A 19,675-nucleotide genomic window follows, 5' to 3' on the forward strand; every position below is an offset into this window, starting at 1 on the left:
CTCGCAGTCGGGCTACGGCCACCACGGCTGCGAGATCGACGTTGCAGAGCCAGCAGACCCACCGCGACGAACTCCGGGACATTCAGTTCGAACCGGCGCCGGTAAGCAACTGCTCCTGCGTGCATCGGCCCAGCCCGTCGACCGCGACCAGCACCGCCCCCGAAGACGCGCGGCCCGTCTCCCCAATGACGGGCCGCGCCTTCGACGTCGGCTACACGGTGAGCCGGAGGTGGTCGAGGTTGAAGCCGCCGGTCTCGCAGAACACGGTCAGCGGTCGGCCTCCCGCTGGCAGCGTCACCGGCACGTGCACGGACGGGAAGGTGGCCCAGCCGCCGGTCCGCACATTGGGAAGATCAGTCCCGGGGACTAGAAGCGATCAAGGCCGTGACCGGCATTTCGGCTGGTCACGGCCTTGATCGTGCTGCGCGCCCGAAGGGACTCGAACCCCTAACCTTCTGATCCGTAGTCAGATGCTCTATCCGTTGAGCTACGGGCGCTCGGTGCTCGGCCTAGTGTACACACCAGGTTTTGCGCGGAGGCTCCGGGATTCGAACCCGGGATGGGCTTTAAGACCCAAACCGCATTAGCAGTGCGGCGCCATAGACCGAACTAGGCGAAGCCTCCAGCAGCCCCCGTCACCGGGGACCGCCGTCCGAGGATACAGGCACCCCGCGCCGACCAGCAAAGCGGGTATGCGCCCGGGCGCGCCGCGGGGTGCGGGACCGGCCCCGCGCAGCACGGGTGCTCAGGGCCGTTGGCCATTACGCTCGTGCAATGGGAGAGGACGCGACTCCGCCGGGGCGTCGGAAACCGACAAAATCCACAAACCCGGAAGCGGTACCGCCAAAGGCTCGCCCCACCCGGGCCAAGGCGCTCGGCGACACGGCGCTGCGGTTCGAGCCGCCCCCGCAGGACGCGCCGGCCGACGACGCGCCGCAGGGGCCGCCCCGCCCGCCGACGCCCGCGCCGACCACCCCGTTCGCGCCGGCCCAGCCCACGGTGGCGTCCACCCCGTTGCGCGACGGGCAGCCCCCGGAGCGTTCGACGCAGCCGACGGAGCGACCGACACGGCCCGCGGAGCTGCCGAAACAACCGGCAGAGCAGGCGACACAACCCGCGAAGCCGCCGAAACAACCCGCGGAGCAGACACCCGCAGAACGGCCGACACGGCCCGCGGGGCAGGCGAGGCAGCCCGCGGAGGTGCCGGAGCAGCGGCCGGAACCCGACGAGGCGCCGCCGGTCATGGCCGCCCCCGCAAAGAACGCGAAGAAGGCGGCCCCGGTCAAGAAGACGACCCCGGCGAAGAAGGCGAGTCCGATAAAGAAGGCCGCGACGGACGCTGCCAGCACGGCGAAGGCCGCCGCCAAGAAGGCCGGCGCCGCGAAGAAGGCGACCGCAGCGAAGCCGGTCGCAGTGACGAACGCCACTCCGCCGGAATCCGAAGGAGTCGTGGCGGCCACCGAGCCCGAGCCGGAGCCGATCGTCGCGCCGTCCGTGGGTGGCGAATCGCCCGATGATTCACCCAGGGCACAAACAGACAAACCGGATGCGTCACCCGAGGTCAGCGATATCAGGTTCAATCCGGGCACCATCAATCCGGCGTTCCTTCCGGAGATGCTCGCGCTCGCGGCCGTCGAGCGGTTCGGGGGCGAGGCGCGGCGGCGCGTCGAGTGGTACCGGGTCACCTATCCGGGCGCGGACGGCGACGCCGTGTCGCGGGCCATTGCCCGGGAGTTCGTCCGGCGGGCGCGCCGGCAGGGCTTCGCGGCCGGCCTCGCGGGGTCGGCGGGGCTCATCGTCGAGGCGGCCGGCCTCGGCTGGCTGCAGGCGAAGCTGGTGCTGCACCTGGCCGCCGCATACGGCCATGACCCCGAAGACCGGCGGCGGGCGGCCGAACTGCTGGTCCTGCAGCGCGTCCACGGCACGGTCGAGACCGCTGAGGCGGCGGTGCGCGCGGCCGAAATGGACGGCGCCCGGCGGGCGGACCGGCGGGCTCGCGCCTCGCGCATGACAGCGCCGCTGGCCCGGGTGGTCGGCGCCGGGATCGTGCGGGCGGCGACGGCCCGGCTCGTGCGGCGGGTCGTCCCGGGTGCCGGGGCGATCGTGGGATATGTCACGGCCGAGCGCAGCACCGAACAACTCGCGGCGCGCGCGATGCGGTTTTACCGCAACATCCGACGCTGAAACCCCGCTTTGTGGACCCGGGGTAGAACTGGGTGCACAGGGAGTGAGGAGCGTAACCATGTCCGGGGCGAAATACAGGGCCTGTATAGCACCCGGAAACGAAATGGCAACGTCTAGGACTCGGATGATTACAACGAGGTGCAACCTGGAGGACAGCGATGTGAACTGGGCTTATGTATAGTGTCCGCCTGTGTCGCTCTCCCCTGACGCAATCGAATCACGCACCGTTGACGCGGACCACATCGACGTCGACGCATTCGACGAGGGACGGGTAGCGGTGACCGGAACGGTCGGTCAGCAGCCCGCCACAACGACGGACACGACAGTCAAATCGCCGGACAAAGCCGTCAAGACATCGACATCCAACAGAACGATCACAGCACCTAAAAAGCGATCATGGTTACGGCCATGGATGAGGCCGTGGATCCGGTCGGCGCGCGTCGCGGCGGTCATCTGGGTCGCGGCGGGGCTCGCGTACTTCATGGCGAGCATGTACGTCTGGCGCATCGCTGAACCCCAGCGGACGCTGCCGCACTTCACGGAACTGATCGGCACCTGGAACCGGTTCGACACGATCTACTACGTCCGGATCGCCCAGGACGGCTATCTCTTCAGCGAGTACGCCCCCGCGTTCTACCCCCTGTATCCCTTCCTCATCAAGATCACGGATCTGATCCTGCCCGGGCACGGGCTGGTCGCGGCGATGGCCATCAGCATCTTCTTCGCGTTCGTCGCACTGGTGATGCTGCACCGCCTCGTCGACGAGGAGTTCGGCGAGAAGATCGCCAGCCGCACGGTCTTCTACCTGGCCGCCTTCCCCACCGGATTCTTCCTGTTCGCGGCCTACAACGAGTCGCTGTACATCACGCTGGCGATCATCTCGCTGTACGCCGCACGCAAGGGCCACTTCTGGATCGCGAGCGCGGCGGCCGCCCTGGCCGGCTCGACGCGGCTCTTCGGCGTGCTGCTCGCGGCGCCGCTGGTGTACGAGTACATGCGGCAGCGCGGCTGGAGCTTCCGCAAGATCCGCTGGAACGCGGTCAGCTTCCTGTTCATCCCGAGCGGCGTGATCGCGTTCTCGATCTTCTGCAAGATCAAGCTGAACGACTGGCTCGCGTTCAGCCACGCACAGGAGGGGTGGCAGCGCAGGTACGGCTGGCCGGGCGAGCCGATCTGGAAGACCATCAAAATCATGAACGGGTCGCCGTTCCTCGAGAACTGGCGCCTGCTGGGTCTGTTCGAGCTCGTCACGATGCTGGGCGCGGTCGGCCTGCTGATCCTGGCATTCCGGGGCCCGTTCAAGTTCCGCCGCGACCAGTACTACCTGCTGGTCTACACCGCCGTGCCGATCTTCCTCTTCAGCTGCACCATGGCGGGCTGGCCGCACTATCTGATGTCGGCCCCGCGGATCGCGCTGGAGTGGTTCCCACTGTTCGCCGTGCTCGGCATGATGGGGGCGAGCCGCAGCTTCGAGCGGATATATCTGTTCATCGCCCTGATGGCCCAGGCGTTGATGCTCGCGCCGATCCTCCTGAAGATCCAGTTCGTAGCCTGAACACAAAGAACTGAAATTTCGGATAAGTCCGGACACGGAGTGTCCGGACTTATCCGCAACAAGGGACTTATCCACAACAAGGGCCGCGGCCCCCGACCACCACCGTCGTCCAGGCGCGCGCCGCCGCGCCGTTGCCGAACTCGATCATGCCGAGGTAGCGCTTCGCCGGGTCCAGGCCCTGCCAGGTCACGTCGAAGCTCCTCGGCTGGCCGGGCGAGACCGGGCGGAGTTTCGGGGTCACCGTGAGGTTGCCGGTCGGCGGGCTGCCGACCAGGAACAGGTGCGCCTTCACGACCTGCTCGGTGAGCGACTGCGGCAGCGAGGACTGCACGACGTACACCTGATAGGTCCCGGAACCGCCCGTGAGCGGCACCTCCTCGGTAGACGTACAGGTCGAGATCGGTACCGGGGGCGTGGTCGGCGTCGAAGGTCGAGAGCCGAGCGAGCTTGGTCGCGGGCGGCAGCGTGAACTCGAACGAGAAGATGGCAGAAGGCGGTGTCGATGTCGGCGATGATCATTCCCTCGCCGGCGCGGGCCGGGTCGCCGAACTGCGTCGGCCATCCGCCGTTGGCGCCGGCCAGGCCGAGGAACGACGGCGTGGAGATGGTGTCGACGGTGCGCCGCTCGTTCTTCCAGATCCGCAGGACGCCGGGCGTGCGCGCGACGCGCTCGCGCTGCCCGGGGTCAGCGCCGCGGCGAAGCCGTTGAAGACCGTCTCGTAGTCGCGGACGGTCCGCGAGACGCCGGCTGTTCGCAGTACGACATCCCGGTTTGCCCGAATGGCCGCCCGGGCGCTCTCGGTCCGCAGGGCGGGGCGCGCGGCGAGCTGCACGATGTAGAGCGCCGTGTCGGCCTTCGCAAGAGCCGGCGGCGGTACGGCGAAGGTGCCGGTCAGGGCGAGGGTGACGGCGAGGAGGATGCGACGCACATCGTCAGGGTAATTATCCGGATTTGTCCTAACTCAGGAATCCAAGATGATCCTTGAGCAGCGCATATCCGACGAACGAGACGATGTCGAGGATCGAGTGCGCGACGACGAGCGGCATGACCCGCCCGGTGCGCCGGAAGAAGTAGCCGAAGACCAGCCCCATCACGAAGTTGCCGATGAAGCCGCCGAAGCCCTGGTAGAGATGGTACGAGCCGCGGATGGCGGCGCTGGCGACGATCGCCGGCCGCGCGCCCCAGCCCAGGTCGCGCAGCCGGGTCAGCAGGTAGCCGACCATGACGATCTCCTCGAGCACGCCGTTCTCGACGGCCGAGAGGATCAGCACCGGCACCGACCACCAGTGCGTGCCGAGGGCCTCGGGCACGATCTGGGCGCTGATGCCGAGCTGCCGCGCCGCCCAGACCAGGCCGAGCCCGGGCAGGCCGATCAGCGCCGCCAGCGCCGCGCCGCGACCCAGGTCGGAGACGGGCCGGGCGGCGTCGAGGCCGATGTCCAGCGACTCGTGGGCACGGCGCAGCAGGTGTACGGCGAGGATCGCCGGCACCACCCCGAGCCCGATCCCGGCGATCTGGTACAGCAGGTCAAGCCACGGGCGATCCGCCACGACGGTCGGGTTGAGCGTGGCGGTCTGCTCGGACAGCGGTTTGACGTACGTGAGCCGGTTGACGATGTTGAGGATCGCGTATATCGCCGAGCTGCCCAGCGACACGCCGAGCACGAGCAGCACCTCGGCCCGCACGGCCCGCCTGTCGATCACCGCGCCAGCGTACTTCCGAACGCGGGCGGGCCGTCACCGCACATTCGACGGCCCGCCCGCGCTCAGCAGTCACCGAAGGCGTCGTACTTGATCCGGATCGCCGGGACCTGCATCTCGGCGAGGGAGCGCAGGGTCGCGCGGACCATCGTCGGCGAGCCCGACACGAAGAAGTCGTGGTTGTGCCACGGTCCGTAGCGGGTCACGATGTCGGAGATGTTGCCATGCTCGCCGGGGAAGTCCGGGTCGTCGCTCGTGGCCGCCACCACCGACAGCCACGGGTAGCCGGCCGCCAGGCGGTTGAGGCAGGCGAGGTCGTAGAGGTCGTCGCGGTCGCGGGCGCCGAAGAAGACGTGCACCCAGCGGGTGCGGTTGGCGCGGGTCATCTCCTCGATGAGCGCCTTGATCGGGGCGAGGCCGGTGCCGCCCGCGACGCAGACGATGTCGCGCGTCGAGCGGCGGTCCAGCGTCATCTGGCCCATCGGGGCGCCCAGGCGGATCGTGTCGCCCGGCCCGACGCGGCGTACCAGAGCGGAGGAGACCCAGCCGGCGCCCAGCGCGCGGACGTGGAAGTCGAGCGAGCCGTCCTTGCGGGGCGCGTTCGCGACGGAGTAGGCGCGCCACAGCCGCGGCTGGTACCTGGTCTCGACGCTGACGTACTGGCCGGCCTGATACTCCAGCGGCTGCATCGGCCGGCAGGTGAGCACGGCGATGTCGCGGCTGCGCCGCTCGTGGTGGAGGACCTCGGCGTGCCAGTAGGGCGGGTTGCGGGAGTCGGCGTCGGCACCCTCGATCATCTTGGCCGCGATGACGGCGTAGGCGTCCCGCCAGGCCTGGTCGAACTCGAGCGTCCACTGGTCGCCGGCCTGCGTGCGCAGGGCCTCCAACAGCGCGGCGCCGACGGCGTCGTAGTGCTCCGCTTGCACGTGGAACTTGCGGTGGTCCCGGCCGAGCGACTGAAGGTACTCCCCGAACCTGTCCGGGTCGTCGACCGTCTGCACGGCCGTGACGATGGCGCCCAGCAGCCGGGAGCGCTGGACATCCATCTGCACCGGAAACAGGTCCCGCAGCTGGGGGTTGTCGAGGAACATGCGCGCGTAGAAGTAGCTGGCGAGCTTGTCCTGCTGTTCCTCGACGAGGGTCCAACTCTCCTTCAGTAATCGCGACAGATTGCTCATCGGTGCCCTTCGCGGTCAAACGTAGGTGCCGTCTGCGAATCAGCGTCACCACCTGCGATGACCACGCATCGCACTGGATGTGCGACGAGGCGTGTCCGGGGCCGATATTCCACGTGCCGCGCCGGCGCCGGGGCCTGGACAGTCCGCCGGACGCCCCGCCTGACGGCGGGCGGCGCACAGGTTGTGCGGCTACCCCCCGCCACCGTGATACGACCGTGAGTGGCAGGCGTTCGCAGCATCCGGAGGTGCACCCCGAGCCGGACGACGAGCACGACTGCGGGAGGCATAACCTGTCGGCCGCCGGCGAACTGGGCTGACCGCCGCGCACTAAACGCGCTCTAAGCCGAAAAGAATCGCACACATTCATTCACGTTCAACGAGGCCTAAAGGGGTTCACACCCGGCTCACCGCCGCTCACACTGGGTGGATGGCTGTGAGCCGGGCCGTCGCATTTCCGTTTCTTCGCACCGTACGATTCTTCGCGCCGCGGTCCCGCCAGGCCGCGGCTTTTTGCACGCCTGGCTCGCGCCCTTTCACGTGGCGATTCGGCAACCCGCCCCTGAGGAGCAGCGATGACCAGTGACGTGGCCAGCGACCGAAAGATGGACCGGACGACGGACCGCAAGACCGCGCCGAATCAGGGTTTCGGCGCCCGCCGGCCGAGCGAGGTGATGGCGGCGCTCGGGATCGTGCAGCTGGGCGACCCGGTTCTCACGACGGCCACTCGCCCGTTCGTGCTGCCGGACGAGCGCGACGAGGTCCTGCGCATCCTGGACCGGCTCACGGCGATCGCCGACGCGGTCGAGCGGGTGCACGACTTCACCACCGGCGCGATGGGGCTGGCGGCGCCGCAGATCGGCGAGCCGCGCTCGATCGCGATCTTCCGGGCCGCGGGGGCGCCGCAGCTCGTGCTCATCAACCCGCAGGTCGTCGAGGTCGGCCCGGCCAGCACGCTGGACTGGGAGGAGACGACCGAGGGCTGCCTGAGCTTCTTCGACTTCCGCTGCGTGCTGCGCCGGCCGCGCACCGCGGTGATCAGCTACCGCACCCCGGCCGGCGACGGGGCGATCGCCACCTTCGACCGCGGCCGGCTGGCCCGTGACGTGCTACACGAGGTGGACCACCTCAGCGGCGTGCTGTGCGTCGATCACGTCGAGCCCGGCACCCCGGCGGTTTCGCTGGCGTAGCGCGCGGCGGATCTGCCCCACGCCCACCCGCTCCAGCGACGGCGCCCAGGCGTGCGCGAGATCGGAGCGCACCACCGGCGCCACGTTGAGCACCGCGCAGCCGGCCGCGTGCGCGCTCGCCACGCCGAGCGCCGAATCCTCCACGGCCACGCAGTCGGCGGGGCGCAGGCCCAGGGCGTCGGCGGCGGCGAGGTAGGGCGCCGGATCCGGCTTCGGGCGGTGCCCGTCGTCGCCGCAGATCACCGCGTCGAACGCGCCCGGGCCGGCCTCCGCGAGCACGTACTGCACGAGCTCGCGGTACGTCGAGGTGACCAGCGCGGTGTGCAGGCCGGCGGCGCGCGCCTCGGCCAGCAGCTCGCGGGCGCCGGGCAGCCAGTGCACGCCGCGCGCGTACGCCTCGCGGACCTGCCGCTGCACGAAGGCCACGTCGTCCAGGACGTCGTAGCCGGACCAGCCCAGCTGCCGGTGGATGTGGCGCATCGCGAGCGTCGCGTCCAGCCCACTCAGGCTGCGCAGCAGCTCATCGGTGACCTCGGCGCGGCGGGATCGCACCAGGCCGGTGTTCGCCGCGCCCCAGATCGGCTCGCTGTCGATGAGCGTGCCGTCGAGGTCGAACAGGACCGCAACCGCCACGCGGGCCATCGTAGCGACGGCCAGTGACATGCCTCGGACCGCCTCGGTTGCGGTCCTCACGCGGACAGTTGGTGGCCCACGTCGTGCGCGCCGGGCGACCCGTACGGCGGGTCGGCCCAGTCCTCCGGCTCCTCCACCGCACCCTCCGGCCGGCTGCCGCGGAAGCGCCACTCCAGCCGGTAGTAGTCGTGCAGCGTCGCCGCCTCGGTGTGCCAGGAGAAGACCGCGCGCCCGTCCTCCGACAGCTCCTGCGTGATCGGGGTGCGCAGCGGTACCTCCTCGGCCGACAGCGACGTCTGCACGCCCCAGACCACCGGGCGCATCCGGGCCGGGAACTCGACCTCGACGGTGAGGTGGCGGGTCGGCAGGCGGATCGCCCGCTCGAACCAGTTGCCCCACTTGTCGATGCCGATGTGCCAGGAGTACGCGATGGTGGTCCGCTGCCCTGGGTACAGCGGGAAGCGGCCCTGCGCGTTCTCGAAGAGCAGCCACAGCTCCTTGAGCGTGTCGCGGTCGGTCTTGGCCCGCCACTCCATCGGCTCGCCGGCGCACGAGGCCACCAGCGACAGCTCGTCGAGCGACAGCGGGTGGTCGTGGTGGTGGCGGTTGGAGCGCGCCGGGTCGTCCGGGTAGCGGTCGACCGAGATCCGGACGAGGTACCGCGTGATCGGCTCCGTGCCGGCGTTGTACAGCGCACGGCGGACCGTGCACCGGTACTTGCCGTCGACGTAGGAGAGCCGGGCGGTCTCCCGCTCGACTACGAGCCCCGTTCCGGGCGGCAGCCACTGATCCGGCACCGGCGGGTCACGCCCGGGCACGCCGACCCGGCTGCGCGCCGTGGCCCGCAGCTCGTCGTACTCCTTGTAGCGCTGCCAGACCGCGCCGCCGCTCTGCAGGATCGCCTCGGCGCGGCGCGCGAAGTCCTCGGTCGGGCGGTGCCGGCCGGCCTCGACGTGGCTGACATACGAGGCGTCGAAGCCCATCGCGGCGGCGAGCTGCTTCTTGGACATGCCGCGCTCCACGCGCCACCGCGCGAACTCCGCAACGAACGTCTCCGACGCCCGCTGCACGGGAGAAGGGTCGCTCGTGGTCATGTCCGGTCCAGCCCTACAGGGAGACGGCCCCTGTCCGATTAGTGTCCACGAGTCCGGCTGTCGACCAGGTCGGCCGGACAGATTCCTGACAAAGTGGTTGACAACACCGCCTCATCGGCATTGATCAACGTGCTTCGGTCACCACCCGCCTCCAGTACGTGACACAACGTCACGACGGCAAGATCGCGATGCCCGGCAACGGTAGGGTGGTTAGCCTTACCTAATAGCTGTATCGTGGGCGCTTGGCATGCACATCTGGGGGTACGCAACGGTGGTGAGCACCAACCGCACGCACAGGACGCGCACCGCGACGCGGTGCCGCCTCGTCGTGCCCCCGGCCCGCATCGGCGACCCAACGTGACCGCGCTCATCAGCCGCGAGGGCGTCGAGCCGCTCGCACCGGTGGTCGCGACGCTCGGCGCGCTGCGGACCAGGCACGGTGAAGATTCACTCCAGGGGCTGGTGCCCGGCCTGGTCGGCCCGGGCGGGCCGCAGTGGCGGCCGGCCGCCGAGCTCGACGTCACCGACCTGCTCGACACGGCGGCGCGCCGCTGGAGCGCCCAGCCGCACGCCGCGGCGGCGCTGGCCTGGAAGTGCTACTCGTACTGGCTGACCCTCCCGGCGGTGCTGGGCTTCGCCGCGTCCCGGCGGGTGCCGCTGATGACGCCGGATCACGTGCTGGTGCGGTACACCGACCGCCAGCCGTTCCTCACCCTCGCGCTGCGCGCCCCGGTGACGGCGGTGGTGGCCACCGACCCGATCGTGGCGACGGACGCCCCCGGCCTGCTCATCGTCGAGGACGAGGCGGAGCTGCTGGGCGTGCTGCGCCGGTCGCTGGTCGACGCGCACCTCGACCCGCTGCTGGAGGAGTTCCGCAAGCGGGCCCGCATCGGCCGGCGGACACTGTGGGGCTCGGTCGCCTCGGGCGTGGCGTACGGCCTGTCGCGCGCCGCCGACTCCCTCCCCGGCCCGACGATGGACATCGCCGACCGGCTGCTGAGGGCGCTCGACGCGGACGACCTGGTGGACCTGAGCCCGCGCCCGGGCGGCGGCCTCGACATCCAGCGGCGGACCTGCTGCCTGGCCTTCACGCTGCCGACGCCGAAGGTCTGCACCAGCTGCTGCATCCGCTCGCACTGACGCGGAGCGTCCTGGCTTGTCCGAGCGGTGTTTCACGGACCGCACGCCCTGGGTACAGCACGTGGGTTGAAGCACATCGGTGACGCGATCTCCACCACGCACCCCGGGCGCATCCGCCTGGGCGTCGAAGCGTGGCTCGGCCCGCGCGGCATCGACGGTGCGCTCGAGCCCTCGGACGAGTCGCCGTGACGCTGATCCACCAGGCCCTGCTGTTCGACTCGCCGTCCGTGTTCCTCGCGGCGGCGGTCCCGTTCGTGACCGAGGGGGTGCGCCGCGGCGACACCGTGCTCGCCGTCACCTCCGCGGAGCACGAGGAGCTGCTGCGCGAGCACCTCGACGGCGTGGCCGAGCGGATCACGTTCCTGCCGGCGTCGGGCTGGTTCGACTCCCCCGGCCGGACGCTCAACGCGCACCACCGGCGCATCGACGAGCTGCCGGGCACGACCGGCATCCTGCGGGTGCTCGGCGAGCCGGTCTGGGCCGGGCTCGACCCGCTCGAGACGTCGGAGTGGGGCCGGTACGAGTCGGTGATGAACGTCGCGCTCGCCGGCGCGCGGGCCTGGCTCATGTGCGGGTACGACAGCCGCACGCTGCCCACCGCGATCGTCGACGACGCCCGGCGCACCCATCCGGCGCTCACCGTCGGCACGCGGAGCGAGGTCAGCGCCGCGTACGCCGACCCGGTCCACTACTACGCCGAGCGCAACGCCCCGCTGCTGCCGCGCCCGGCGCAGGGCGTGGAGCGGCTGCCCCACTTCGTGGACATGGGGCCGGTACGGCAGTTCGTCGCCGTCCACGCGATCCGCCTCGGGGTGCCGGCCGATCGGCTCGACGACTTCACGCTCGCGGTCAACGAGATCGCCACGAACGCCGTGCGGCACGGCGCCGGCCACGGCGAGGTGCGGATCTGGGCGACCGGCCGCCGGGTGGTCTGCGAAATCACCGACTCCGGACACGCCACGGACAATTTCCTCGGATTCCTGCGCGCCGACCCGCACGCCGGCCACGGCCACGGGCTGTGGATAGCGCGACAGATCTGCGACCTGCTCGAAATGCGGACCGGCGAGTCGGGCACCACCGTCCGGCTGCACATGCGGAGGGTTCTTTAAAAGCCCCCGATTCGGTACGTCATGAGCCGTGAAAAGGCGGGCGACGAGACCCCGCGCGGACCGTGTCGCCCGCCTTTTCCGCTCGTGACCACCCCCAGGACACGAGGCGCATCTCCGTATCCGCATCACCCATTTCTCTCGCCTCAATGCACCTTGGCATCGCGCAAGATACGGACGCCATCAGCGGACCTGTCGGGTTCCGCGAACGGACCGGCGTACCCCATTGGATGGACGAACCGCCCGCCTGAGTAGTTGGATCGGGTGCGATGAGCGATTTCAGCGCGGACTTCGAACTCGACGGCGAGCCGGAGCGGGAGTTCCATGCCGGCGTGGCCAGACGGATGGCGCACAAGACGGTGGCGAGCGGCGCCCTGATCCGCGACCCTGGCGGGCGCGTCCTCTTCGTGGTGCCGAACTACAAGCCGTTCCTGGACATCCCCGGCGGGATCGTCGAGACGGGCGAGCCCCCGTCGGCGGCCTGTGCCCGGGAGGTCGGCGAGGAGCTCGGCCTCGACCTCGCCGTCGGCCGCCTCCTGGTGGTCGACTGGACGCCGGGCCGGGGCCCGTGGAGCGATCAGGTGCAGTTCGTCTTCGACGGCGGCGTGCTCGATCCCTCCGTGGCGATCCACCCGGCCGGCGACGAGCTGACCGGGTTTCGCTGGGCGACGCTCGCCGACGCCGGGCCCGACCTCCGGCCCTCGGTGTACCGCCGGCTCGAGCTGGCATTGACGGCCGTCTCGAGCGGGGCGACCCTGCACGCCGAGTTCGGGCACTTACTCAGCCCCGCGTGACCGACGGCCGAAACGAGGGAGGGGCGGCCACCCGGCCGCCCCTCCCGCTTCGTTCGCAGACCCGTCCGGTCAGTCGTCCAGCCAGTCCAGCGACCGGCGGTTGTTGCCCCGCTGGCGGGCGTCGTCGTAGTCCCCGCCACCGCCGCCGGCGCTCGGGCCGTAACCGCCGCGCTGGTCGTACTCGCCACCGCCGCTGTAACCGTTGCCGGCCCGCGGGGGCTCCGGACCGCGCTCGTAGCCGTCGCGCTCGTATCCGGCGGCCGGCTCGTAGCCGCCGCGCGGCTCGTAGCCGCCGCGGCCGGCGTAGGGGCCATCCCCGCCGCCATAGGGGCCGTCCCCGCCGCCGTAGCCGCCCGCGCCGCCCGGACCGCCGGAGGGCGGGCCATAGCCGTTGCCGGCGCTGGGGCCGTAGTCGTTGTCGCCGTAGCCGCCCGGGCCGCCCGAGGACGGGCCGTAGCCGCCGGCCGACGGGCCGCCGGGGCCGTAGCCGCCGCCCGCGGACGGGTTCTCGTAGCCACCGCGCTGGTCGTAGCCGCCACCCTGGGGGCCGCCGCCGGCCGACGGGCCGTCGTAGCCGTTGGCGCCGTAGCCACCGCCGCCGGAAGACGGGCCGTAGCCGCCGCCCGCCGAGGGGCCGTCGTAGCCGTTCCCGCCGCCGTAGCCGCCCGGACCGCCGGAGGAGGGGCCGTAGCCGCCGCCCGCGGACGGGCCGTCGTAGCCACCCCGCTGGTCGTAGCCGCCACCCTGGGGACCGCCGCCGTTGTAGCCGCCGCCGGCCGAGGGGCCGTCGTAGCCGTTGGCGCCGTAGCCGCCACCGCCGAAGTTGTTGTTGCCGCCGGCGCCCGGCTCGTATCGCTGGGTCGCCTCGTAGCCGCCACCGCCGCCGGCGTAGTCGGGCGAGTAGGGGTCGACCGGCGGGCGCGACGACGGGCCGTAGCCGCCACCGCCGCCCTGGGCCGCTGGGCCGCCCGAGCCGCCGTAGCCGCCGCTGGCGAAGCCCGCCCGGTCGTTGTAGCCGCCCGCCGACGGGTAGCCGCCGGCGCCGGGCGGGGGCGCACCGTACGGGTCGGGCGGGACGTCGTCGAACACGCGCCCTGGGCGCACGATCGCGGTCGCGTCGTTGGCGCCGGAGCGGTTGATCATCGTCGGGGCCGGCCCCATGGCGCCGACCATCGTCGGGTCGGCCTGCGGTGCGCGGTAGCCGGGGCGCTGCGCGGGCCCGCCGCGGCGCGGCCCGATGTCCTCGTCGCCCTCGTCATCGTCGTCGTCACCGCGCCGACGCAGCAGCAGCACGATGGCCACGATGCCGAAGCCCACCAGGAGCACGCCGAGCGCGATGAGGATCCAGGAGACCCCGCCGCCGCTGCCGTTGTTGGAGGCGTTGGTGGTCGAGTTGTTCTGCGTGACCACGCCGCCGCTGGACTCGTCGCTCGCCAGGTCGCCGGCGCTCAGCGGCGCTGGCGGCGACTGCGACTCGGCGAGTGCGGGCAGCCCGAGCCTCACAGTCGCGGGCTTGCCGGCGGTGCCGGTGACCTCTTTGGTGAAGTTGTCGTAGCCGGTCGCGCCGGCCTGGATCGTCAACGTCCCGGGCGCGATCGGGCTGGCATCGGTGCCGGTGAACCGGAACGCGCCGGTGTCGCTGGTGGTGACCTGCCGGCTCCGGCCGGCGCCGTCCGTCAGAATGACGGTCGCGCCCTTGATCCCTTTACCGGTGGCCGAGTCCGTGATCGTCCCGGAGACCTCGGTCACAGTCGCCGCCGCGCTCGCCGTTGTGGGGGGCGCCGCCTGGGCCTTGAGGGTGGCGTTGAACGACTTGGTGTCGGAGCCGCCGTCGGTGATGATCACCTGGCCGGAGCCCTGCTTGGTCTGCCCGGCGGGGATCGAGCTCTGCGCCGGTGGCGCGATGCCGACCGGCAGGTTCTTCGTCGCGCCGGCGGCGAGCAGGTCGATGGTGCAGCTGAGGTGCGTCCCGCTGCCGTCGCAGCCGCCGGGCTTGCTGGCGATGGATAGCTGCAGGTCGCCGGGGATGTCGATGGTCAGCTTGGCGCTCACCGCGGGGGCGTCGCCGCTGTTCTTCACCTGAACGTTGACGGTCTGCGTTCCGCCGCCTACGGTCAGTGTCACATCCGGGGCGCTGCTCACCACAACGTTGGGGTCCGCGGCGAATGCCGGTGTTGCTATGCCGACCAGAGCGCCCGCCGCCAGAACAGCCACCGCCCCCGCCCTGAGCAGCAGGGTTTGTCGGTGCGCAGTCACGTCACACCCCTCCGGATCTTGACTTTCACCCGAGCGTCGCTGCCGAGCACGTCCGTCTATGGTCCAACATGCGAGCGAGCCTCGCCTTGCATGGTGCGCCGCCGCAAACTATGCCCTGTCCGGAGGGGTCGGCGAAAGCCGCGTTGTGTTGCGACCGCCCCGGAGGCGGTCGTATCGTCCCGGTATGTCCACTGCGCACCGATATTCCGGCACGGTGCAAAGCGTCCTTGATGCCCTCGAAGAAGGGGTCGAGCCCGGCCGTCCCGCCCTGCGCGACGCCGTCCGGGAACTCCTCGCCGACCTGCGGACACGCGCGCCCGGACGTTCGGTGGAGGTGCGCGTTCCCCCGTACGGCGCGATTCAGTGCGTCGAAGGGCCGAGGCACACGAGAGGTACGCCACCCAACGTCGTGGAGACCGACCCGACCACGTGGATCGAGATCGCCACGGGTCGGAAATCGTGGCACGAAGCCGTCAGCGCCGGGAAGATCAGCGCGAGTGGAGTTCGGGCCGATTTATCGGCCTATCTACCCTTGTAACTCCACAAATCGTCGGGCAGACTGCTCACCAACGGCGCACGGAATGTGGCTCTGCGTCATGCCCGAAACCTCGCGTACACTGTTTCCCGCAAAGGCGACCCAGCGTGTGGCGTCGACCAGCAGCCGGCCCGCAACCAGCCATGCGGCCCGCGTCCACCTCGAAGCCATCTTGCAGCCATCTCAAACAGCCAACCGGCAACTGCGACGACAGGAGCGGCACGTGCCCCGAGGCGATGGCCGGTTGAGCCACGAGCTCGACCCCCAGCGTCCAGGTCCACAGGACAAGTGCGGAGTGTTCGGCGTCTGGGCGCCGGGCGAAGAGGTCGCGAAGATGACCTACTACGGGCTGTATGCACTGCAGCACCGTGGGCAGGAGGCGGCCGGCATCGCGGTGTCCGACGGATCCGGCGTCGTGGTCTACAAGGATCTCGGCCTGGTGTCGCAGGTCTTCGACGAGCCGACCCTGGCGAGCCTGCGCGGCCACATCGCGATCGGCCACGCGCGGTATTCCACCACCGGCGGCTCGACCTGGGAGAACGCGCAGCCGACGCTGCGCTCCACGCGCGGCGGCGACGACCGGGCCGGCACCACGATCGCGCTGGCGCACAACGGCAACCTGGTCAACACCGCCGAGCTGGCCCGCCGGGTCGCGGAGCTGCCCGACATCGAGCCCGACGCGATCAACTCCACCAACGACACCGCCCTGGTGACGGCCCTGCTCGCCGCGCGCCCCGACCTGTCCGTCGAGGCCGCCGCGCTGGAGGTGCTGCCCACCCTGCGGGGCGCGTTCAGCTTCGTCTTCATGGACGAGGACAGCCTTTACGCGGCGCGCGACGTCAACGGCGTGCGCCCGCTGGTGCTGGGGCGCCTCGAGCACGGCTGGGTCGTGGCGAGCGAGACCGCGGCGCTGGACATCGTCGGCGCGAGCGTGGTCCGCGAGATCGAGCCCGGCGAGCTCATCGCGATCGACGAGCACGGGCTGCGCTCCAGCCGGTTCGGCACGCCCGACCCGAAGGGCTGCCTGTTCGAGTACGTCTACCTGGCCCGCCCCGACACCACGATCTCGGGGCGCAACGTGCACGCGGCCCGCGTCGCGATCGGGCGCACGCTGGCCCGGGAGCACCCGGTCGACGGCGACCTGGTCATCCCGGTGCCGGAGTCCGGCACGCCGGCCGCGATCGGCTACGCGACCGAGTCCGGCATCCCGTTCGGCCACGGCCTGATCAAGAACGCCTACGTCGGGCGCACCTTCATCCAGCCGTCCCAGACGATCCGGCAGCTGGGCATCCGGCTCAAGCTCAACCCGCTGCGCGACAACGTGCGGGGCAAGCGGCTCATCGTCGTCGACGACTCCATCGTGCGGGGCAACACCCAGCGCGCGATCGTGCGCATGCTGCGCGAGGCGGGCGCGATCGAGGTACACGTGCGAATCTCCTCACCACCGGTCAAGTGGCCGTGCTTTTATGGCATCGACTTCGCCACCCGCGCGGAGCTGGTGGCCAACGGGCTCGACCTGGAGGGCATCCGCCGCTCGATCGGCGCGGACTCGCTCGGATACGTGTCGCTGACCGGGCTGGTCGCGGCGACCGAACAGCCCGCGTCGCGGCTGTGCAGCGCGTGCTTCGACGGGCAGTACCCGATCGAGCTACCGGCCGACAACGTGATCGGCAAGCACGTCCTGGAAGGTGTCGCGCGCGCCGCGGGGGCCGCGCCGACCACGACGGACGGTGGCGCGGTCAGCGTCGCCGCCAGCTTGGGCGGCTCCGGCGCACTGCTGCGACCGTGACCGCCCACCCGAGACAGACCGCGGTGCCGCCGCAAAGGCAATCAAAGGGGAGAAAGTGACGCACGTGGATGAGCGCGCCGACAGGGCCGGTGAGACCGGCCAGGGCAGCACCCCCGAGCGGCAGCTGTGGACGGCCGGCAACGGCCGGGGCCGCCGCAAGACCGTGACCTATGCGGACGCGGGTGTGTCGATCCACGCCGGCGAGCAGGCCGTCGAGCTGCTGCGCACCAAGGTGCACCGGACCCACCGGCCCGAGGTCATGGGCGACATCGGCGGGTTCGCCGGGCTGTTCCGGCTCGACCTGAAGAAGTACAAGAGCCCGATCCTCGCCTCCTCGACCGACGGCGTCGGCACGAAGCTGGCCATCGCCCAGGCCATGGGCATCCACGACACGGTCGGCATCGACCTGGTCGCCATGGTCGTCGACGACCTGGTCGCCTGCGGCGCCGAGCCGCTCTTCCTGCTCGACTACATCGCCTGCGGCGAGGTCGTGCCCGACCGGGTCGCCGAGATCGGCGCCGGCATCGCCGACGGCTGCCGCTACGCCGGCTGCGCGCTGCTGGGCGGCGAGACCGCCGAGCACCCGGGCGTGATGCGCCCCGACGAGTACGACATCTCCGGCACCGGCGTCGGCGTCGTGGAGGAGGACGCGATCCTCGGCCGCGACCGGGTCGAGGTCGGCGACGCCGTCATCGCGCTGCGCTCCACCGGCCTGCACTCCAACGGCTACTCGCTGGTCCGGCACGTGCTGCTCGGCGCCGGCCGGATGCGGCTGGACAGCGTCATCGACGAGTTCGGCCGCCAGCGCACCCTCGGCGAGGAACTGCTCACCCCGACCCGGATCTACGCCAAGGACTGCCTTGACCTGATCAAGGAGAGCGACATCCACGCGTACGCGCACGTCACGGGCGGCGGCATCCCCGGCAACCTGGTCCGGGTGCTGCCCGATCACCTCGACGCGGTCGTGGACCGCTCGACCTGGCGGCCGCAGCCGATCTTCGAGCTGGTGCGCACCAAGGGGCGCATCGAGGACTCGGAGATGGAGAGCACCTTCAACATGGGCATCGGCATGATGACCGTGGTCGCCCCCGAGGACGCCGACCGCACGCTGGCCTTCCTGGCCGGCCGCGGCTTGGACGCCTGGCAGGTTGGCGAGGTCATCGAGGGCACCGGCACGGTGCAGATGGTCGGATCGCACACTCGCGGCTGAGCGAAGCGAGCGAAATCGGGGCGGTCGCCGGGACAACCGGCGCCGCCCCTGTGTGCGTTCTTGAAGGACAGGTGTCGGAATACGCGGGGGTGGAGAAATCTCTCGCATATTCGATCAACTGGGACTTACCGCGACGCAGGGATGGACCTAGGCTGAAGCGACACGTCCCTACACCCAAAAGGAGGACGGGGCGGTGTCGTGGAGCGGCATGCGGGGCATCTCGCCGATCCCGAGCTATGTCGTGCTGCAGCCCACGACGTTGTGCAATCTGGACTGCACATACTGCTACCTCCCCTTCCGGTCGCGCAACGATCGCATGAGCCCCGCCGTGGCCGCGGCCGTGGCCGCTTCGGTCAACCCGTGGGCGGCGGCCGACGAGCGCTTCTCGGTCGTCTGGCACGGCGGCGAGCCGCTGGCCGCGGGGCGGGACGCCCTCGCCGAGCTCATGGCGCCATTCGAGGGCGTCGAGCACCACGTGCAGACCAACGCGACCCTGATCGACGACGCGTGGTGCGAGTTCTTCGCCGAGCGCGGCATGCGGGTCAGCGTGAGCGTCGACGGGCCGGAGGCCCTCAACGGGGAGCGGGTGAACCGGGCGGGCGCTCCGGCGTACCGAACAATCCTGCGCGGCATCGAAGCGCTGCAGCGACATGGCGTGCCGTTTTCGGCGCTCTGCGTGGTTGCCCAGCCCAGGCCGGGGCTGGCGGCGCAACTCTACGAGTACTTCCTCGGCCTCGGCTGCGACGTCCTCGGGGTCAACATCGAGGAGCAGGAGGGCGTCAACGCGCGCGTCAACGACTTCGCCGACGACGCCGTGCGGACGTTCTGGGCGGAACTGGTGGCCGCGTGGCGGCTCGACCCACGCATCCATGTGCGCGAGATCGAGTGGACGCTGCGGTACGCCGGGGCGGTGCTCGCCGGCACGGCCGACGGCATCCTCCCGGGCGCGCTCGACCCGATCCCGACGATCGCCGCGGACGGGCGGGTCTTCCTGCTCTCGCCGGAGCTCGCCGGGTTCACCGACGCGCGTTACGGCGACTTCTCCTCCGGCAACGTCCTGGACACCCCGCTCTCGACGATCCTGGCTGGCGCGGCCACCTCGGCGGGATGGGTGCCGGAGTACCTGCGGGGCGTCGAGGCGTGCCGCACGAGCTGCCCGTACTTCGGGTTCTGCGGTGGCGCACACGCGGCCAACCGCTACTTCGAGCACGGCAGGTTCGACGGCACCGAGACGAACCACTGCCGGAACAGCAAGATTCGCCTTCTGGAGGGAGTGCTGGACCATGCCGGAGCATGCTGACCCGGTCACCGAG

17 protein-coding genes, 2 tRNA genes and 2 pseudogenes are annotated in these 19,675 nt (G+C 70.8%); 12 read left to right on the forward strand and 9 right to left on the reverse strand.

What is annotated here, in order from left to right; translation table 11 throughout:
- Positions 1-211 precede the first annotated feature (211 nt).
- The 3 genes from ACGFI8_RS35310 to ACGFI8_RS35320 all read right to left on the reverse strand — a co-directional run bounded on the left by ACGFI8_RS35310 (position 212) and on the right by ACGFI8_RS35320 (position 624).
- Entirely contained in the window at positions 212-343 is a 132-nt protein-coding gene (locus tag ACGFI8_RS35310; protein ID WP_392811275.1) for a hypothetical protein, read from the reverse strand.
- An 81-nt stretch (positions 344-424) separates the two neighbouring features.
- A tRNA-Arg gene (locus tag ACGFI8_RS35315) sits at positions 425-497 on the reverse strand.
- A gap of 36 nt (positions 498-533) precedes the next feature.
- A tRNA-Ser gene (locus ACGFI8_RS35320) sits at positions 534-624 on the reverse strand.
- A gap of 390 nt (positions 625-1,014) precedes the next feature.
- On the opposite strand from ACGFI8_RS35320, the gene ACGFI8_RS35325 reads away from it, so the two are divergent.
- Together ACGFI8_RS35325 and ACGFI8_RS35330 are read left to right on the forward strand one after the other, a co-directional pair.
- Positions 1,015-2,184, forward strand: coding sequence for an EcsC family protein (locus ACGFI8_RS35325; RefSeq protein ID WP_392811276.1), 1,170 nt, complete (start codon positions 1,015-1,017; stop codon positions 2,182-2,184).
- A 412-nt stretch (positions 2,185-2,596) separates the two neighbouring features.
- The gene (locus ACGFI8_RS35330) at positions 2,597-3,739 is read left to right on the forward strand and encodes a mannosyltransferase family protein (protein ID WP_392811278.1); all 1,143 of its coding nucleotides are present in this window, start codon (positions 2,597-2,599) and stop codon (positions 3,737-3,739) included.
- Between the two features lie 67 nt (positions 3,740-3,806).
- Here the strand turns inward: ACGFI8_RS35330 and ACGFI8_RS35335 are convergent, their stop codons facing one another.
- The gene (locus ACGFI8_RS35335; RefSeq protein WP_392811280.1) at positions 3,807-4,070 is read right to left on the reverse strand and encodes a hypothetical protein; all 264 of its coding nucleotides are present in this window, start codon (positions 4,068-4,070) and stop codon (positions 3,807-3,809) included.
- 134 nt (positions 4,071-4,204) lie between these two features.
- On the opposite strand from ACGFI8_RS35335, the gene ACGFI8_RS35340 reads away from it, so the two are divergent.
- Complete coding sequence (locus tag ACGFI8_RS35340) at positions 4,205-4,462, forward strand: hypothetical protein (RefSeq protein WP_392811282.1); 258 nt, start codon at positions 4,205-4,207, stop codon at positions 4,460-4,462.
- 234 nt (positions 4,463-4,696) lie between these two features.
- Here the strand turns inward: ACGFI8_RS35340 and ACGFI8_RS35345 are convergent, their stop codons facing one another.
- Both ACGFI8_RS35345 and ACGFI8_RS35350 read right to left on the reverse strand, forming a co-directional pair.
- Positions 4,697-5,443: a CPBP family intramembrane glutamic endopeptidase gene (locus ACGFI8_RS35345; RefSeq protein WP_392811283.1), complete on the reverse strand. Its 747-nt coding sequence runs from the start codon at positions 5,441-5,443 to the stop codon at positions 4,697-4,699.
- A 62-nt stretch (positions 5,444-5,505) separates the two neighbouring features.
- Positions 5,506-6,618 (reverse strand): globin domain-containing protein, encoded by a 1,113-nt coding sequence (locus ACGFI8_RS35350; RefSeq protein ID WP_392811285.1) that lies wholly within the window; start codon positions 6,616-6,618, stop codon positions 5,506-5,508.
- 572 nt (positions 6,619-7,190) lie between these two features.
- Here ACGFI8_RS35350 and ACGFI8_RS35355 point away from each other — a divergent pair.
- Positions 7,191-7,805 carry a peptide deformylase gene (locus tag ACGFI8_RS35355; RefSeq protein WP_392811286.1) on the forward strand — a complete coding sequence of 205 codons (615 nt, stop codon included), beginning with the start codon at positions 7,191-7,193 and terminating at the stop codon, positions 7,803-7,805.
- On the opposite strand, the gene ACGFI8_RS35360 is transcribed toward ACGFI8_RS35355, so the two are convergent.
- Both ACGFI8_RS35360 and ACGFI8_RS35365 read right to left on the reverse strand, forming a co-directional pair.
- On the reverse strand, positions 7,725-8,438 hold the full coding sequence (locus ACGFI8_RS35360; protein WP_392811288.1) for an HAD family hydrolase: 714 nt from the start codon (positions 8,436-8,438) through the stop codon (positions 7,725-7,727). The two genes, ACGFI8_RS35355 and ACGFI8_RS35360, sit on opposite strands and share 81 nt — an antisense overlap.
- Positions 8,439-8,545: 107 nt before the next feature.
- A pseudogene (locus ACGFI8_RS35365) lies at positions 8,546-9,532 on the reverse strand (multiprotein-bridging factor 1 family protein); the annotation flags it as partial.
- Between the two features lie 357 nt (positions 9,533-9,889).
- On the opposite strand from ACGFI8_RS35365, the gene ACGFI8_RS35370 reads away from it, so the two are divergent.
- The 4 genes from ACGFI8_RS35370 to ACGFI8_RS35385 all read left to right on the forward strand — a co-directional run bounded on the left by ACGFI8_RS35370 (position 9,890) and on the right by ACGFI8_RS35385 (position 12,572).
- Positions 9,890-10,672: a hypothetical protein gene (locus ACGFI8_RS35370; protein WP_392811290.1), complete on the forward strand. Its 783-nt coding sequence runs from the start codon at positions 9,890-9,892 to the stop codon at positions 10,670-10,672.
- A 66-nt stretch (positions 10,673-10,738) separates the two neighbouring features.
- On the forward strand, positions 10,739-10,861 hold the full coding sequence (locus ACGFI8_RS35375) for a hypothetical protein (RefSeq protein WP_392811292.1): 123 nt from the start codon (positions 10,739-10,741) through the stop codon (positions 10,859-10,861).
- Entirely contained in the window at positions 10,858-11,781 is a 924-nt protein-coding gene (locus ACGFI8_RS35380) for an anti-sigma factor RsbA family regulatory protein (RefSeq protein WP_392811294.1), read from the forward strand. Before ACGFI8_RS35375 ends, ACGFI8_RS35380 begins: the two co-directional genes overlap by 4 nt.
- Positions 11,782-12,047: 266 nt before the next feature.
- A complete protein-coding gene (locus ACGFI8_RS35385; protein ID WP_392811296.1) occupies positions 12,048-12,572 on the forward strand; it encodes an NUDIX domain-containing protein in 525 nt (174 codons plus the stop codon).
- Between the two features lie 69 nt (positions 12,573-12,641).
- Here the strand turns inward: ACGFI8_RS35385 and ACGFI8_RS35390 are convergent, their stop codons facing one another.
- Positions 12,642-14,696 (reverse strand): carboxypeptidase-like regulatory domain-containing protein, encoded by a 2,055-nt coding sequence (locus tag ACGFI8_RS35390; RefSeq protein WP_392811298.1) that lies wholly within the window; start codon positions 14,694-14,696, stop codon positions 12,642-12,644.
- 316 nt (positions 14,697-15,012) lie between these two features.
- Between ACGFI8_RS35390 and ACGFI8_RS35395 the strand changes: the two genes are divergently transcribed.
- The 4 genes and pseudogenes from ACGFI8_RS35395 to amcB all read left to right on the forward strand — a co-directional run.
- Entirely contained in the window at positions 15,013-15,366 is a 354-nt protein-coding gene (locus ACGFI8_RS35395) for a sterol carrier family protein (protein ID WP_392811300.1), read from the forward strand.
- A 220-nt stretch (positions 15,367-15,586) separates the two neighbouring features.
- On the forward strand, positions 15,587-17,152 hold the full coding sequence (purF, locus tag ACGFI8_RS35400; protein ID WP_392811301.1) for an amidophosphoribosyltransferase: 1,566 nt from the start codon (positions 15,587-15,589) through the stop codon (positions 17,150-17,152).
- 55 nt (positions 17,153-17,207) lie between these two features.
- Positions 17,208-18,362, forward strand: a complete 1,155-nt coding sequence (gene purM / locus ACGFI8_RS35405) for a phosphoribosylformylglycinamidine cyclo-ligase (RefSeq protein WP_392811302.1) — start codon at positions 17,208-17,210, stop codon at positions 18,360-18,362.
- A gap of 208 nt (positions 18,363-18,570) precedes the next feature.
- Positions 18,571-19,672 (forward strand): annotated as a pseudogene (gene amcB / locus ACGFI8_RS35410) (cyclophane-forming radical SAM peptide maturase AmcB); the annotation flags it as partial.
- Positions 19,673-19,675 lie beyond the last annotated feature (3 nt).

Source organism: Dactylosporangium sp. NPDC048998, from assembly GCF_043197855.1.
Lineage (GTDB): Bacteria > Actinomycetota > Actinomycetes > Mycobacteriales > Micromonosporaceae > Dactylosporangium.